The following is a 13,804-nucleotide window of genomic DNA, read 5'->3' on the forward strand; positions in this document are numbered from 1 at the left end:
CGTTCTGTATTAACAAATTATAAAGTGTTTCTATTAATTAATGTTCGGATACTTAGTAAAAATAAGCAATTATGAAATTTACTAAAGATAAAGTGTGTTAAGCTGTATTATAGGAATAATCAAATTTTTCTATAATATAGCTAGAAGGAGTAGTTTGATGACCAATTATTTGCTGGGATTTATTTTGTTGGGTTTAGTGGTTACTTTTATCGCTGATATTCTCATGCGCAGAAAACATCATATTGATTTTGAATTTCGGTTATATAGGCCGGTTAATGCTGCGCATAAGTGGATGGAAATTACATTATTCATCCTTTTTATCATTGGTCTTACTATGGCTGCCTTTCTTCTACCTCAAAAAGCAATTTATGCTGTATTATTTGGTTTTTTAACTATCGATTGCGGTATTCGCGCATATATGGAATATACATATGGAATAAAGGAAGAGAAGGAATACATGATTAACTTTATTTGGACCATTGGTTATGGTGTGATTTTTATTGGTACTGTTTATTTCACATTCATCAACAATTTTTTCATACTGGCAGCAGCTTGGCTCTAGTGAAATTTTATTCTGATTTTTTTGATTATATTAATGACCGGGTACAAATTCAAATGGACACGAGGCTGATTTAATTCCTTCAATAGAAAGGAGGTACCAATTATACGAGAGGGGTTTAGACGGAATGTATTTTATTGAACCAATATTCTGGCTGAAGTTAATTTTGGTGATAGGCATCACTTTACTTGTGGTGACTGGTTTTCAAGCTCTGATGAGCAAATGGCTTAAAGTAGAAAATAAGAAGTTATTTTCCTATAACCATATAAATGACAAACATCGAAAATTGGATTGGACGATTAGAATAACGTTTCTTACTTTGCTGTTGTTTGGTTTTTTTTACAATATATCAGTTGAACCATATGATACAGTTTGGTTTTTGGAACCATGGTTTTTACTAATTATATTTATCGTGTTTTCCCAGGTTGCCCGGGCTACGATGGAATGGAAGTATGCGGAAAATCGAAAAGCGTATATGTTTACACTGAGTGAATTATTATTTTTTGGCGTTGTATTCATCTTTTTTATTAATACTAACTTTTTCGGTTTATTTTAAAATACGTAAATCTATATCAATTGGTTTACAAGCACGAAACCAATTGGATATATTATAAGGTAATACCAAAATATGATGAATAAATAAAGAAAAGAGGGTGGGAAATGGATACAAAATTTCCGATAGGTGAACTGCAAGTCCCTGACAAGGTAACACTTGATCATGTTCAGGAATGGTTAAAGCAAATCGAAACCTATACGTCCCGGTTAAGAGAAACTGTTGATGAATTAAGTGATGAGGAATTAAGCAAAACTTACCGCGAGGGCAGCTGGAACGTCCGTCAGCTCGTCCATCATATCGCTGACTCCCAGTTGAATATGTTTCAGCGGTTGAAAATGGCTTTAACAGATGATAATCCTACAGTACCAAATTTTGTCCAGGACGAATGGGCTGTTCAACCGGACACAAAGCTGCCTGTGGAAAGTTCCATCAAAATGCTGGAAGGCATCAATGAGCGCATCGTATCGTTGGGAAACAGCTTAACGGAAGATCAATTAGACCGCAGTTTTATCCATGAGATTAACGGTAAAATAACCGTTGCAACAAAGGTGGCAAAGCTGGCATGGCATGAAGAGCATCATCTGGAACATATAAAAATAGCATTATCAAAATAGTATTTCTTAAGAAATTGGTTTATCAAAACTTGATAAGCCAATTTTTTAATGGAAAAAGTTAAGTGCAGTTCACGTTATAAAGGAGCTAGGGGATATTTTTTATTGGAGGCTGGGACATGGGGAAAATATGAAACAATTAGGAACAAAATAAAGGAATAAGAAAGCGCCCACTTAATTAAGGCGCTACCATGGGCCTTCATTTATTCAAATATAAATTTATGAATTTGTCTAACACATTTTTGAACAATTTCTTCCGGTGCCTGACCAATTATTTTTAATCCACTTGCTCTCCAGTCCAAACTTTTCTGTTGATCAGTTAAAATAACTCCGTAAATCGGCAATCCTTCAGGTAATTTTACTTCAAAAGGATATCCTTTTGTTTTGCCGGTTATTGGACAAATCACAGCGAAATTGGTTGCTTTATTAAAATTTTGGGGGGACAAAATAATACCCGGTCTATGTTCTGACTGTTCATATCCACTTTGCGGGTCAAAATCTATATAAACCAAGTCCCCTTTTTTTGGGGCATCCATTAAAGTAATTCATCCCCTTTTCTTCCAAAATCAATATAATCATGCCTATTTTCATCCGTTATTTGTTCTAACATTTCATCTAATGAAAGTTCTTTTTCCACTGGTTGCTTGTAAACAGATTTTTTATTTTTCCCATTTGACCTTTACGCTGCGTAAAGGTTTATGATGATCATAACAAGGAGGTGCAAAATGGAATATACCGTCCAAAAATTGGCTCAGCTTTCGGGTATCAGTGGGCGTACCTTACGTTATTATGATCAAATTAATCTGTTAAAGCCGGCAAGAATTAATTCTTCCGGTTATCGGATCTACGGACAGAAAGAAGTGGATCAGCTGCAGCAAATATTATATTTCCGTGAACTTGATGTAAGTTTGGATGAGATCAGGAAGATCATGAGTGACCCTGAATATGACCAGACAGAAGCATTACAGCAGCACTATGAAAAACTGGCACAGAAGCGTGCTCAACTGGATAGATTGATGGAAACGGTAGAAAAGACTATTACAAGTAAAAAAGGAGGGGTTCCCATGCAGGATAAAGAAAAATTTGAAGGGTTTAAGGAAAAATTGATAGAAGATAATGAGCAAAAGTATGGAACAGAAATTCGTGAGAAATACGGAGATGCAGCAATTGATGCCAGCATTGCTAAAATGCGGGGCATGACAGAAGCGGAGTTTGACAGGATGAAAGTCCTCGAAAAAGATATTCTGGAAACTCTGGCACAGCTGACAGAAACAGGTGAACCGGCTTCCGAAGCGGCACAGGAGCTTGCGGCCAAGCATAAGGAATGGCTCAAGTATTCCTGGAAAACCTATTCTAAAGAAGCCCACGCAGGATTGGCGGAAATGTATGTTGCTGATGAGCGTTTTGCAGCTTATTATGACAAAGCTGCAAATGGTGCGGCAAAATTTTTGCGGGATGCTATTTTAATTTTCACCAACACCGGGAAAAATTAGTCTGTTATGCTCCTTTCATGTTTTATAAACTTCAAAAAAGGAAAAAACACTAATGTAATACGTTAATGAAAGGAGCCGATATGTAATGGGTAAAAAAATAGCAACCGTTATTACAGATATGTTTGAAGACGTGGAATATACAGATCCCGCCAAAGCATTTCAGGATGCCGGGCATGAAGTGATTACCATTGAAAAAGAAAAAGGCACGAAAGTAACAGGTAAAAACAATGAAGCAGAAGTAAACATTGATGAAGGCATTGACAACGTGGATCCACAGGATTTCGATGCTTTATTCATCCCGGGAGGATTTTCTCCGGATATGCTGCGTGCAGATGACCGTTTCGTGGAGTTTGCCAAGCATTTTATGGATGAGAAAAAGCCGGTTGTTACCTTATGTCATGGGCCTCAGCTGTTAATTACTGCAAAAGCACTGGAAGGCAGAACAGCTACAGGCTTTAAATCGATCCTTGTTGACATGGAGTATGCCGGTGCCGACGTGAAGGATGAAGAAGTGGTCGTTTGCCAGAATCAATTGGTTACAAGCCGTGATCCGAATGATCTTCCTGCCTTTAAGAAGGAAGCCCTAAATGTTATAGGTTAATAAATAGCCTCTCAGTTATGGGTAATTGTCTTTTGCCAAAAGATCAAATGATGATAAAGAAAGTCCAATAAGGTTGGAACGAAAGTAATTTTATTTACTCAAGAAGCAAATGATTTAGCTATTAGCTCCGGCAACCTACGAAGACGCTTGCGAAATGTGAGGCGTCGGTGTAACCCCGCAGGGAAACATTAATGAAGGCCGACTAAAAACGCCTTTTGCGGGCAACGTCGTTTATACCCCTTGTCGCACAAGCAGGCTCACCAGCCGCCCACAAAAAAAGCGAAGGATGGTGCCGGAGCAGCTGGTGTTCACTAAAGTTCAGCTTCCTTTTGAGTATATACTTTTATCCCAACCTTTTTTGTGTTAGAAAAGATTTTTACAAATACCTTGTCGGGAGGTATACTAAAAAAGAATATCAATAATGACAGATTATTTTAAATCATGATTATAAATTTCTTACTTATTCAATAAAAATGGGAGCTTATTCATCATCTGGTAAAGTCATATATTTTTCTGCTTCCGATGAAGGAGACGAGTGAGGATGAAGAAAAGGCTTATAGGAATACTTACATTGCTACTTGCAGCTATATCGTTATTAACCGCCTGCAATGAAAATGAAGTGGACGAAGAAGTACAGGCGGAAGAGGCAGACCAGGAGGAAGCAGAGGCATCCGATAATACATACGATGAGGAGCCTGAAGCGGACGATGTGAAAACATTGGATAATGAGGAGAAAATATTGGAGGAGAAATCCATAACCATTCAACAGGAACTATGGCACTCCAATAGAGGGGAAAGTTATGAAGTATATGGAAAAGTTGGCCCGATCGTACGTGATGGGGATTTAGCTATTCTGCCTGTTATATTAAATACAGATAGTGATCTGACAGTAACATTTACGAGCTTATTTGATCATGGATTGGGGACGGGTGAAGGAATTGCTACGCAACAAGGCTTGGATATTCGAATGATTGACACAGAGGAGATGACAGTGTCTCATCCTGCTGTTTTATTATTAGATGATCATGAGGTTCAAGCTTTGCATACGTTTGTAGGTGATGAAATAAACCGCATGGGCCAGTATACATTTGGAGACAGTCGGGATCCTGCACGGTATTTTGGTGTATTTGCCGCACCAGAAACAGAATCCGTGCATGTGTTGTTCAGAAGGCTTGGAGTCATGGAAGATATTCCCGTCATAAATAGAGAAGAGCTTAGCACGCTTACGATTGAAGATATGGAGAAAGTATTAGAGGATAAGGAATCAGATGAGGAAAGAGAAGAAGTTTTCAGTCAAGTAATTCCAACCATTGAAGAAATAATAGAACGTGAATTAAATATATACAAAAGTGGCCCGGAAGTATTTGATGGAAATTTAGAGAGAATCCAGGCACGGGTGTTTCCAATCGAAAGTTACCGGGAAGGTGTTGATACGTCTGTCAGTCGGATTGACGAAATCGAACACGCTACTTTAATGATCTCTACTGATGTCCTGTTTGAATTCGATTCCTCTGACTTAATGGATGAAGCAGATAAAGAACTGGAAGCTGCAGCTGCAGAACTTGCAGGTGCTGAAGGCGGAGAGCTGGAAATCGTAGGGCATACAGACAAGGAAGGAACTGAAGATTATAATCAGTCACTTTCAGAAGACAGAGCAGAATCTGTACGGAAGCAATTGGGCGAATTAATGGATTTGCAGGCTTTTGATGTTTCTGTACGAGGAGAATCTTTCCGGGAGCCTATCGCAGACAATGATTCAGAAGAAGGAAGAGCACAAAATCGGAGGGTGGAACTACATTTTACCCCGCCAGCAGAAGAAGTGGAAGTGGAAATCGAAACGGCGGCAGAATTACCGGAAGCTTTAGGTGAAGAAGCAGTATATCCGGATTCCATACAAACAGAAGATGGAGAAATTGAGATTGAATCGATTCGCCAAATTGATCATTTGCTGGTTGGAAGAATAAGAGTGAGCAGTTCAGAAGAGGCAGAAGGGGATTATACGGCACTGACTTTTGGTTTCGGGAATGCAATAGGTGCTCGGGGATGGTATGCAGATGAAGCAATTGGCTACAGTCAATATACAGCGTATGCACCAACATTGATACACAATAATCAACGGTACTATCCATTGGATTATTATTTGGATCCTTTAGAAGGAAGTTATGCAGAGAAATGGCTGGAAGGAGCAGAAGAGGAGATGGAATACATTATTCCCCTTGCCGAAAGACACATGCGATCCCCCGGGGAAGATGGTTATTTTACTTCCACTGTTATTTGGCCGGCGGTAAGTGATGAGAGTGTGACAGTTGACCTTACTGTTCCGGGAAACAGGATAGATGAGCTATCTGAAAACCAGATGGATCGATTGCAACCTTGGAGATTTACAAATGTTCCTGTGGAAACTGAAACCCAATTGGAAGACGAGTAGTGAACTGTCGAATAAATGCTTGCTTGGAAATGGTCCAAGCAAGCGTTTTTTCATTAAAAGGACCAGTCAAGTGCGTGCAGAAATTACATACTCTCACTATCTAATTATTTTTAAAAAGAGGTACTAAAGCACAACCTGAGATAGCATATTTTCCCCTTATGTTACACTCTAATCACTATGCTCTGTAGGGTTTAGGAGGGAATTTGTCATTCCAGTTTTGTTATCTCAAAATTATCCTGAAGCAACAGCCAATTTTGCGGGAATGCCAGCCCAAGCTTCCAGTAAGCAATTCCCCTAAGATTCAATTCTTTAATTAAATCAAATTTTGCCTGAATGGATCGTGCATCCTCAAACCATACCTCATGCTCATTTCCTTCGTTATCTGTATAGGTGAAAAAAGGAGCCTGCGCTGTTTCATCAAATTGAATTGCAGCATTATTTTCCCTGGCGATCGCTATCGCCTGCTGTGGACTGATTGCTCTGGCAGCCGGCCCACCTTCCACAAATGGCAGGGTCCAATCATAACCATATAAGTTTTGCCCCAGTACAATTTTTTCCGCGGGCATCTCTGTTAATGCGTATTCCACCACCCGCCTTACTTCATTAATAGGAGAAACAGCCATTGGCGGACCATAGCTGTAGCCCCATTCATACGTCATCAGTACTACAAAGTCGGCAATTTCTCCGTGGGCAGCATAATCATGGGCTTCATACCACTGACCGGTCTGTTCGGCACTTGTTTTTGGAGCTACTGCCGTGGACAGGAGGAGGCCTGCCTGAGACAATCGGTCTCTTGCATTTCTTAAAAACTGATTATAAGCTTCCCTGTCCTCAGCAGGTAAAAATTCAAAATCAAAATGCACATCTCTATAACCCGTTTCCTGTGCAATGTTTACGATTTGATCAAGCAGTGTATTCTGTACGGCCTGGACGGTTAAAATGATGTGTCCGAGTTCTGCACTGAATGCTCCCTCTTCCAGGTTGGTGACGACGAGCATTAATGCCGCATCGTTTTGGTTAGCTATTTCCACCAATCCGTTTAAGGGCGGGGGTGTTAATGTTCCATCCCGATTTACCCGATAGCTGAACATGGCAAGGAATGTAAGGTATGGAGTTGCTTTTTCAGCTGCGTTTATCAGCGTTTCCGACACCGTTTCCCCGATGGGTTCAATGTAGGCATTTGATTGAATGGCCGGCCTGTCTTCAGGCGGAATATATAAACGAAATCCAATGGGAAGTATATTATTTACAGAAATAGCATTAACCCGTGCGAGTTCTTCATAAGACAAGCCGAACCGCTGGGCAATGGAATATAAGCTATCCCCCGGCTGGACAAAATAATATTGACCAGTAATCGGGATTACCATCGCTTGACCGACAACCAGCTGATCCGGTGTCTCCAGCTCGTTTGCATCAATTATTACTTGTTCGGAAATATCGTATGTACTTGCAATTTGAAATAGTGTTTCCCCTTGCTGTACTACATGAATTTGCAAAAAAATCCCTCCTTCATAAAGAACTGCTGCTTACATTTTATGAGAAGGGAGTCCTGGATATGTCTTTTTAAAACGACTGAATATTTGCCTTCATGACCGAGTTCATTAAATACAGGGCGTATTCATTATTCTCTTTTTCTTCTGATGCCATGCAATTTTGCGGAATGTGCATGTCATATTGATACATGTAGGCATCTTTAGCCGTAAACAAAATGCATATATCCCCGGCGATTCCCCCAATCATCAGGTGGGTTCGGTCGAGCTCAATGAGAAGAGATTGAAGCGGTGTCTGAAAAAAAGCGGAATGCTGTGGTTTGATTAAAAAGTAATCATGGTGATCCGGTTTAAGTGCGTCGATAATCTCTTCGCTCCGCTCATTTTTACAGTAATCGATGATTTTACTAAAGTCTGCTTGCCACATGCCATAATGATCATTAATATATATGGTAGGTATATCGTTTTCCTTGGCAAACCTTCGCAGTTTAATCAGGTTTGGCAGGATTTCTTCCGTGTGCTTTTGCAGGCGTTCTCCGCCTATAAAATCAAAATTGTTAATAACATCCACGAATAGAACAACCGTATTATCCAGTGAATTTTCCATGGTTACCTCCTTGGTCGGTTTATGTGGAAAAAACGTCATTATTCACGTTTTCCTTTTTTGGCCTTTTTAAAACGTCTGGGAGGATATAAAATAAATTATACATAAAGTGATGTGACAACGATGACAGACAAACAATATATGCTATTAGCGATGGAGCAGGCAGCAGAGGCTTTGAAATATGATGAAGTGCCGATTGGAGCTGTAGTGGTCCATGGGGATGAAATTATTGGCACGGGCTATAATGTACGCGAAACTTCCCAAACCACGCTATCCCATGCCGAGCTGATCGCCATTCAAAAAGCAAATGAAAAAGTGGGAAGCTGGCGGCTGGAGGACTGCACGCTCTACGTTACTCTGGAGCCTTGCCCCATGTGTGCCGGAGCTATTTTACAGTCCCGCATAAAGCGGGTCGTGTATGGTGCTTCCGATCCAAAAGCGGGAAGTGTTCATTCGTTGGTAAATCTGCTGAGTGATGAGCGTTTTAACCATCAGGCGGAGGTAACTGCCGGCGTTTTGGAAAAAGAATGCGGACAGATGCTGAAAGATTTCTTTAAAGCACTGCGGGAGAAGAAAAAAGACAAAATATAATGCGGATAAGTCCTTTTTCATCGTTGTCTAACCGCTCAAAATTTTAAAAAACAAGGTTTAAACGATTGGAAAGTCTATTGGGACGTTCCTTGAAGACCACACGTTTAATATTTTCTGCTTGCAAAGTCCGATAGATTGGTTGTCTGAGCCAAAAAGTTAATATTTGCTCATGAAAAGTCCGATAGATTGGTCCTCAGTGACCTAATTAGGTATTTTTGCGCATGCAAGGTCGGATAGAGATCTCCTCAGTGACCTAATGAGGTATTTTATGCAATGCAAGGTCTGATAGAGAACTTCTCAGTGACCTAATGAGGTTTTTTTGCGCATGCAAGGTCGGATAGAGAGCTTCTCAGTGACCTAATAAGGTATTTTATGCAATGCAAGGTCGGATAGAGAGCTTCTCAGTGACCTAATGAGGTATTTTATGCAATGCAAGGTCAGATAGAGAGCTTCTCAGTAACCTAATGAGGTATTTTATGCAATGCAAGGTCGGATAGAGAGCTTCTCAGTGACCTAATTAGGTATTTTTGCGCATGCAAGGTCGGATAGAGATCTCCTCAGTGACCTAATTAGTTTTTTTGCGCATGCAAGGTCGGATAGAGAGCTTCTCATTGACCTAATGAGGTTTTTTTGCGCATGCAAGGTCAGATAGAGAGCTTCTCAGTGACCTAATGAGGTATTTTATGCAATGCAAGGTCAGATAGAGAGCTTCTCAGTGACCTAATGAGGTATTTTATGCAATGCAAGGTCGGATAGAGAGCTTCTCAGTGACCTAATAAGGTATTTTTGCGCATGCAAGGTCAGATAGAGAGCTTCTCAGTGACCTAATGAGGTTTTTTTGCGCATGCAAGGTCGGATAGAGAGCTTCTCAGTGACCTAATGAGGTATTTTTGCGCATGCAAGGTCAGATAGAGAGCTCCTCATTGACCTAATTAATTTTTCTGCAATGAAATGTCCAATAGAAAGCTTCACGGAGCCCAAATAGGTTATTGTTCATGGCGGAAAAAACCCAGCAGAACATTTCTCGATATTCGGAGGGTAAACCTCCGTGAATCGAATGGGTCAGATCCACAGTTTCTCCCATAAAATCCCTTATTGCATTTTTCATTGAGAATGTTATAATAAAGAGTGCCGTGCTAGGCGGGGAGGTAGCGGTGCCCTGTACTCGCAAGCCGCTATAGCGAGGCTGAATTCCCATTTGAGGTGAGACAGCTTTATGGTCTGCCTTAATGGAATGGTGTTGACGTTCAGGTCCTGCGCAACAGGAACCCATGAATCCTGTCAGGTCCGGAAGGAAGCAGCAGTAAGTGGTCATTCCTGTGTGCCGCAGGGTTACCTGAACCGAGCCATGAAGTTAAGTAACGCATAGGGCTGTCACATCAAGAATGGGTGCACGGCTTACATAATTCTTTAGATCCCTTTACCAATTGGTAAAGGGATTTTTACATATTTTTCTAGTGTCAAAATGTCTATCTGCCAATTTGCAATATCTTCCAATTTACTTAGAAAATCTTGTCTTCTTTTATATTCTTTTGACTTTGATTGTCGAATGCCTTGATTTTTTATTTATAATGGGCATAATTACTCATGGTTGTGTTTTTTTTGGTAACTATATATGGAAAGGAAATAACAGGTATGGAACAAGGGGTAGTACGAGAAGTGCCGAGTAAATTTCATGTGCCGGATAACATTGCATTAAAGAAAAAAGAGATGATTGAACTCGGCGAGAAGTATGGATTGCAGGATGAACGAACCATTAAATGCAGTCAGCAATTGGATCAGCTTATGAATAAATACTTAATTAAAACAACCTGGGTTTAATAAGCAAAAAACATTCATAGTAAATTCCGCTGACTCCTTTTCATCTTAGATAAACCAAAAAGCAAAAAGAAGAGAAATCGGCAGTGTGCTGATTTCTCTTTGTACAGCGCCTCCCCCTATAACTTCTTAATAAATTTATCTCCAAGGTTCACAATTACCCCTCAAATAGAGTATAATTAGAAGGAGACAAAAGAGGGGATTATGACTATGAGCTACCAGGCGTTATACCGCGTATGGCGACCACGACAATTTCAGGATGTAGTTGGACAAACTCATATTACAAGGACGCTGCAAAACGCAATTGTTCAGGAGAAATTTTCTCATGCCTATGTATTTTCCGGTCCGAGGGGGACGGGAAAAACAAGTGCTGCAAAGATTTTTGCCAAAACGATTAATTGTGAACAAGCCCCGGCGAAAGAACCATGTAATGAATGTGCAGCCTGCCACGGAATTCAGGATGGTTCTATTTCGGATGTCATTGAAATTGATGCCGCATCAAATACGAGCGTAGAGGATATTCGGGAAATCCGCGATAAAGTAAAATATGCCTCCAGCTCTGTACCATATAAAGTGTATATAATTGATGAAGTGCATATGATCTCCGTGAATGCCTTTAATGCACTGTTAAAAACATTGGAGGAGCCGCCAAAGCATGTGGTGTTTATTTTAGCCACAACAGAGCCGCATAAAATCCCGCTAACGATTCTTTCCAGGTGCCAACGGTTTGATTTCAAACCGATTTCCAATCAGACCATTGTAGATCGAATGAAAACAATCCTGGATTCGGAAAATATTTCTGTTTCCACGGAAGCGTTGGAAACTGTCGCCCTGGCAGCGGAAGGCGGAATGCGGGATGCGCTGAGTATCTTGGATCAGGCGATTTCCTACAGTAATGATAAAGTGGAATTGGAAGATGTCCTCGCTGTAACAGGAGGCGTTTCCCAGCAGATCCTGACAGACATTGTCAAAGTAATGCATGAAAAAGATGTACAAAGTGCATTAACACTGCTCGATGAATTAATCGCCGGCGGAAAAGACCCCGCCCGTTTCGTCTATGATCTCATTTATTTCATGCGCGACTTACTGCTGTTCAAAAGTGCACCGAGCCTGGGAGGACTGCTGGAACGTGCCAGAGTGGATGAACATTTCAAGGCACTCACGGAACAAGTATCCAACGAATGGATCCAGGAAGCGATTATGGAATTAAATCAATGCCAGCAGGAAATTAAATGGACGAATAGTCCAAAGGTATTTATAGAAATTGCGTTGATTACTATTGCAAATCGTTATGAAAAGCAGGAACCAACAGCTGAAACCCAGGATTCCGCTGCTGTGATGAAGTTAACTTCCAAATTGGATCAGCTGGAAAAGGAAATAGCCGGTCTTAAACAGCAATCAGCAGATAACCCGCAGCCTGCGCCACGAAGAGAAGTGCAAAGGACGCGGCCAAGATCATCAAAGAACGGCTTTAAGGTGCCTTATGAAAGAATCCGAAATGTTGTTCAACAGGCTGAGAAAAACTTAAGAAAACAGATACAGGGCCAGTGGGCTACCTTCTTATCTCAATTAAAAACGACAAATGCACCTGCACATGCGACCATTCAGGATAGTAAACCTGTAGCAGCATCAGAAGAAGCAGTTGTCGTCGCTTTTAAATATGAAATTCATTGCTCACTGTTCCTTGACCATAGGCAAACGGTGGAAACGGTTTTAGGCAATGTGATGGGTAAATCACTGACTATTATTCCGATACCGGATAAAGCCTGGCAGGAAGTCCGTAATGAATATATTAATCATCAGGATAAAGGCGATACCAAAGAAGAGGAACAGAAGTCTGATCCCATTGTGGAACAGGCAAGAGAACTTGTCGGAGAAGATTTACTGGAAATCCATGATTAACAAATTGATTTATATGTTCAGGCTGCTGGATGATGAGCAGCAATTTACCATAGATTAAATATATAATGAAAAGGAGTTGTTTTCCATGAAGGGTATGGGAAATATGAATAATATGATGAAGCAAATGCAGAAGATGCAGAAGAAAATGATGAAGGCGCAGGATGAACTGCATGAAATGACGTTTGAAGCGTCTGCCGGCGGTGGAATGGTAACAGTAACTGCCAATGGGAAAAAGGAAATTACCGACGTGGAAATTAAAGAAGAGGTTGTAGATCCGGATGATGTGGAAATGCTTCAGGATCTCGTCCTTGCTGCTACGAATGATGTCATTAAACAGATTGACGATAAAACAAACGAGACAATGGGACAATTCACGAAAGGTCTGAATATGCCTCCGGGTATGATGTAATTTAGTGATTTAAATTGTTTCCAGCAGGGGTTTCACCGGCAACTCCCGGTGAAATAACCTGTTTTATCCATTGTTTTTTATGCGGCCTGCCCGATTGGCGGGGTGCACTGTCGTTCTAGGAGGAACATTGTAATGTATTACCCAGAACCAATATCCAAACTTATTGACAGTTTTACGAAATTGCCGGGGATCGGGCCAAAAACAGCAGTCCGTCTGGCATTTTTTGTTTTAAATATGAAAGAAGACGATGTGTTAAATTTTGCAAAAGCATTGGTAAATGCCAAGCGGGAATTAACACATTGTTCTGTCTGTGGAAATATTACAGATGAGGATCCATGTCCGATATGCAAGGACAACTCACGCGATTCCTCAATTATTTGTGTTGTGCAGGATCCAAAAGACGTGATTGCCATGGAGAAAATGAAGGATTACCAGGGAAAATATCATGTGCTGCATGGGGCGATTTCACCGATGGACGGGATTGGCCCGGAAGACATTAATGTACCCGCGCTGATCAATCGGCTGAAGGACGAGGAAGTGGAGGAACTGATCCTTGCCACCAATCCGAATATTGAAGGGGAAGCAACGGCTATGTATATATCCCGTCTGGTGAAACCATCCGGAATCCGTACAACCAGAATTGCCCATGGATTGCCGGTTGGCGGGGATCTGGAATATGCCGATGAAGTAACGTTATCCAAAGCACTTGAAGGAAGAAGAGATTTGTAGGATCGGGTGACAT

Annotated in this window: 14 protein-coding genes and 1 other RNA gene; 12 read left to right on the plus strand and 3 right to left on the minus strand. The window is 40.8% G+C overall.

From position 1 onward, the window contains the following. Nucleotides 1–157: 157 nt before the first annotated feature. From ACZ42C_RS15200 to ACZ42C_RS15210, 3 genes are all read left to right on the plus strand, one after another. On the plus strand, nt 158–562 hold the full coding sequence (locus tag ACZ42C_RS15200; RefSeq protein ID WP_461182832.1) for a DUF4181 domain-containing protein: 405 nt from the start codon (nt 158–160) through the stop codon (nt 560–562). A 124-nt stretch (nt 563–686) separates the two neighbouring features. Next, nucleotides 687–1,115 carry a DUF4181 domain-containing protein gene (locus tag ACZ42C_RS15205; protein WP_461182831.1) on the plus strand — a complete coding sequence of 143 codons (429 nt, stop codon included), beginning with the start codon at nt 687–689 and terminating at the stop codon, nt 1,113–1,115. A 104-nt stretch (nt 1,116–1,219) separates the two neighbouring features. Beyond that, nucleotides 1,220–1,729 (plus strand): YfiT family bacillithiol transferase, encoded by a 510-nt coding sequence (locus ACZ42C_RS15210; RefSeq protein WP_461182830.1) that lies wholly within the window; start codon nt 1,220–1,222, stop codon nt 1,727–1,729. Nucleotides 1,730–1,929: 200 nt separating this feature from the next. Here the strand turns inward: ACZ42C_RS15210 and ACZ42C_RS15215 are convergent, their stop codons facing one another. Further along, a complete protein-coding gene (locus ACZ42C_RS15215; protein WP_461182829.1) occupies nt 1,930–2,262 on the minus strand; it encodes a type II toxin-antitoxin system PemK/MazF family toxin in 333 nt (110 codons plus the stop codon). 189 nt (nt 2,263–2,451) lie between these two features. On the opposite strand from ACZ42C_RS15215, the gene ACZ42C_RS15220 reads away from it, so the two are divergent. The 3 genes from ACZ42C_RS15220 to ACZ42C_RS15230 all read left to right on the plus strand — a co-directional run bounded on the left by ACZ42C_RS15220 (nt 2,452) and on the right by ACZ42C_RS15230 (nt 6,248). Next, on the plus strand, nt 2,452–3,219 hold the full coding sequence (locus ACZ42C_RS15220; RefSeq protein ID WP_461182828.1) for a MerR family transcriptional regulator: 768 nt from the start codon (nt 2,452–2,454) through the stop codon (nt 3,217–3,219). An 85-nt stretch (nt 3,220–3,304) separates the two neighbouring features. Beyond that, nucleotides 3,305–3,820 carry a type 1 glutamine amidotransferase domain-containing protein gene (locus ACZ42C_RS15225; protein WP_461182827.1) on the plus strand — a complete coding sequence of 172 codons (516 nt, stop codon included), beginning with the start codon at nt 3,305–3,307 and terminating at the stop codon, nt 3,818–3,820. A gap of 541 nt (nt 3,821–4,361) precedes the next feature. Beyond that, complete coding sequence (locus ACZ42C_RS15230) at nt 4,362–6,248, plus strand: OmpA family protein (protein WP_461182826.1); 1,887 nt, start codon at nt 4,362–4,364, stop codon at nt 6,246–6,248. Nucleotides 6,249–6,454: 206 nt separating this feature from the next. On the opposite strand, the gene ACZ42C_RS15235 is transcribed toward ACZ42C_RS15230, so the two are convergent. Further along, the gene (locus ACZ42C_RS15235; RefSeq protein ID WP_461182825.1) at nt 6,455–7,744 is read right to left on the minus strand and encodes a glycoside hydrolase family 18 protein; all 1,290 of its coding nucleotides are present in this window, start codon (nt 7,742–7,744) and stop codon (nt 6,455–6,457) included. 67 nt (nt 7,745–7,811) lie between these two features. After that, nucleotides 7,812–8,345: a cysteine hydrolase family protein gene (locus ACZ42C_RS15240; RefSeq protein ID WP_461182824.1), complete on the minus strand. Its 534-nt coding sequence runs from the start codon at nt 8,343–8,345 to the stop codon at nt 7,812–7,814. A gap of 120 nt (nt 8,346–8,465) precedes the next feature. On the opposite strand from ACZ42C_RS15240, the gene tadA reads away from it, so the two are divergent. From tadA to recR, 6 genes are all read left to right on the plus strand, one after another. Beyond that, nucleotides 8,466–8,933 carry a tRNA adenosine(34) deaminase TadA gene (gene tadA / locus ACZ42C_RS15245; RefSeq protein WP_461182823.1) on the plus strand — a complete coding sequence of 156 codons (468 nt, stop codon included), beginning with the start codon at nt 8,466–8,468 and terminating at the stop codon, nt 8,931–8,933. 1,131 nt (nt 8,934–10,064) lie between these two features. Beyond that, nucleotides 10,065–10,330: signal recognition particle sRNA large type (gene ffs, locus ACZ42C_RS15250), an RNA gene on the plus strand. Nucleotides 10,331–10,568: 238 nt separating this feature from the next. Then, nucleotides 10,569–10,754: an aspartyl-phosphate phosphatase Spo0E family protein gene (locus tag ACZ42C_RS15255; RefSeq protein ID WP_461182822.1), complete on the plus strand. Its 186-nt coding sequence runs from the start codon at nt 10,569–10,571 to the stop codon at nt 10,752–10,754. A gap of 207 nt (nt 10,755–10,961) precedes the next feature. Beyond that, nucleotides 10,962–12,653 carry a DNA polymerase III subunit gamma/tau gene (dnaX, locus tag ACZ42C_RS15260; protein ID WP_461182821.1) on the plus strand — a complete coding sequence of 564 codons (1,692 nt, stop codon included), beginning with the start codon at nt 10,962–10,964 and terminating at the stop codon, nt 12,651–12,653. An 85-nt stretch (nt 12,654–12,738) separates the two neighbouring features. After that, the gene (locus ACZ42C_RS15265; RefSeq protein WP_461182820.1) at nt 12,739–13,062 is read left to right on the plus strand and encodes a YbaB/EbfC family nucleoid-associated protein; all 324 of its coding nucleotides are present in this window, start codon (nt 12,739–12,741) and stop codon (nt 13,060–13,062) included. Nucleotides 13,063–13,194: 132 nt separating this feature from the next. Next, nucleotides 13,195–13,791: a recombination mediator RecR gene (recR, locus tag ACZ42C_RS15270; protein ID WP_461182819.1), complete on the plus strand. Its 597-nt coding sequence runs from the start codon at nt 13,195–13,197 to the stop codon at nt 13,789–13,791. Nucleotides 13,792–13,804 lie beyond the last annotated feature (13 nt).

It is taken from the genome of Virgibacillus kimchii, from assembly GCF_055379185.1.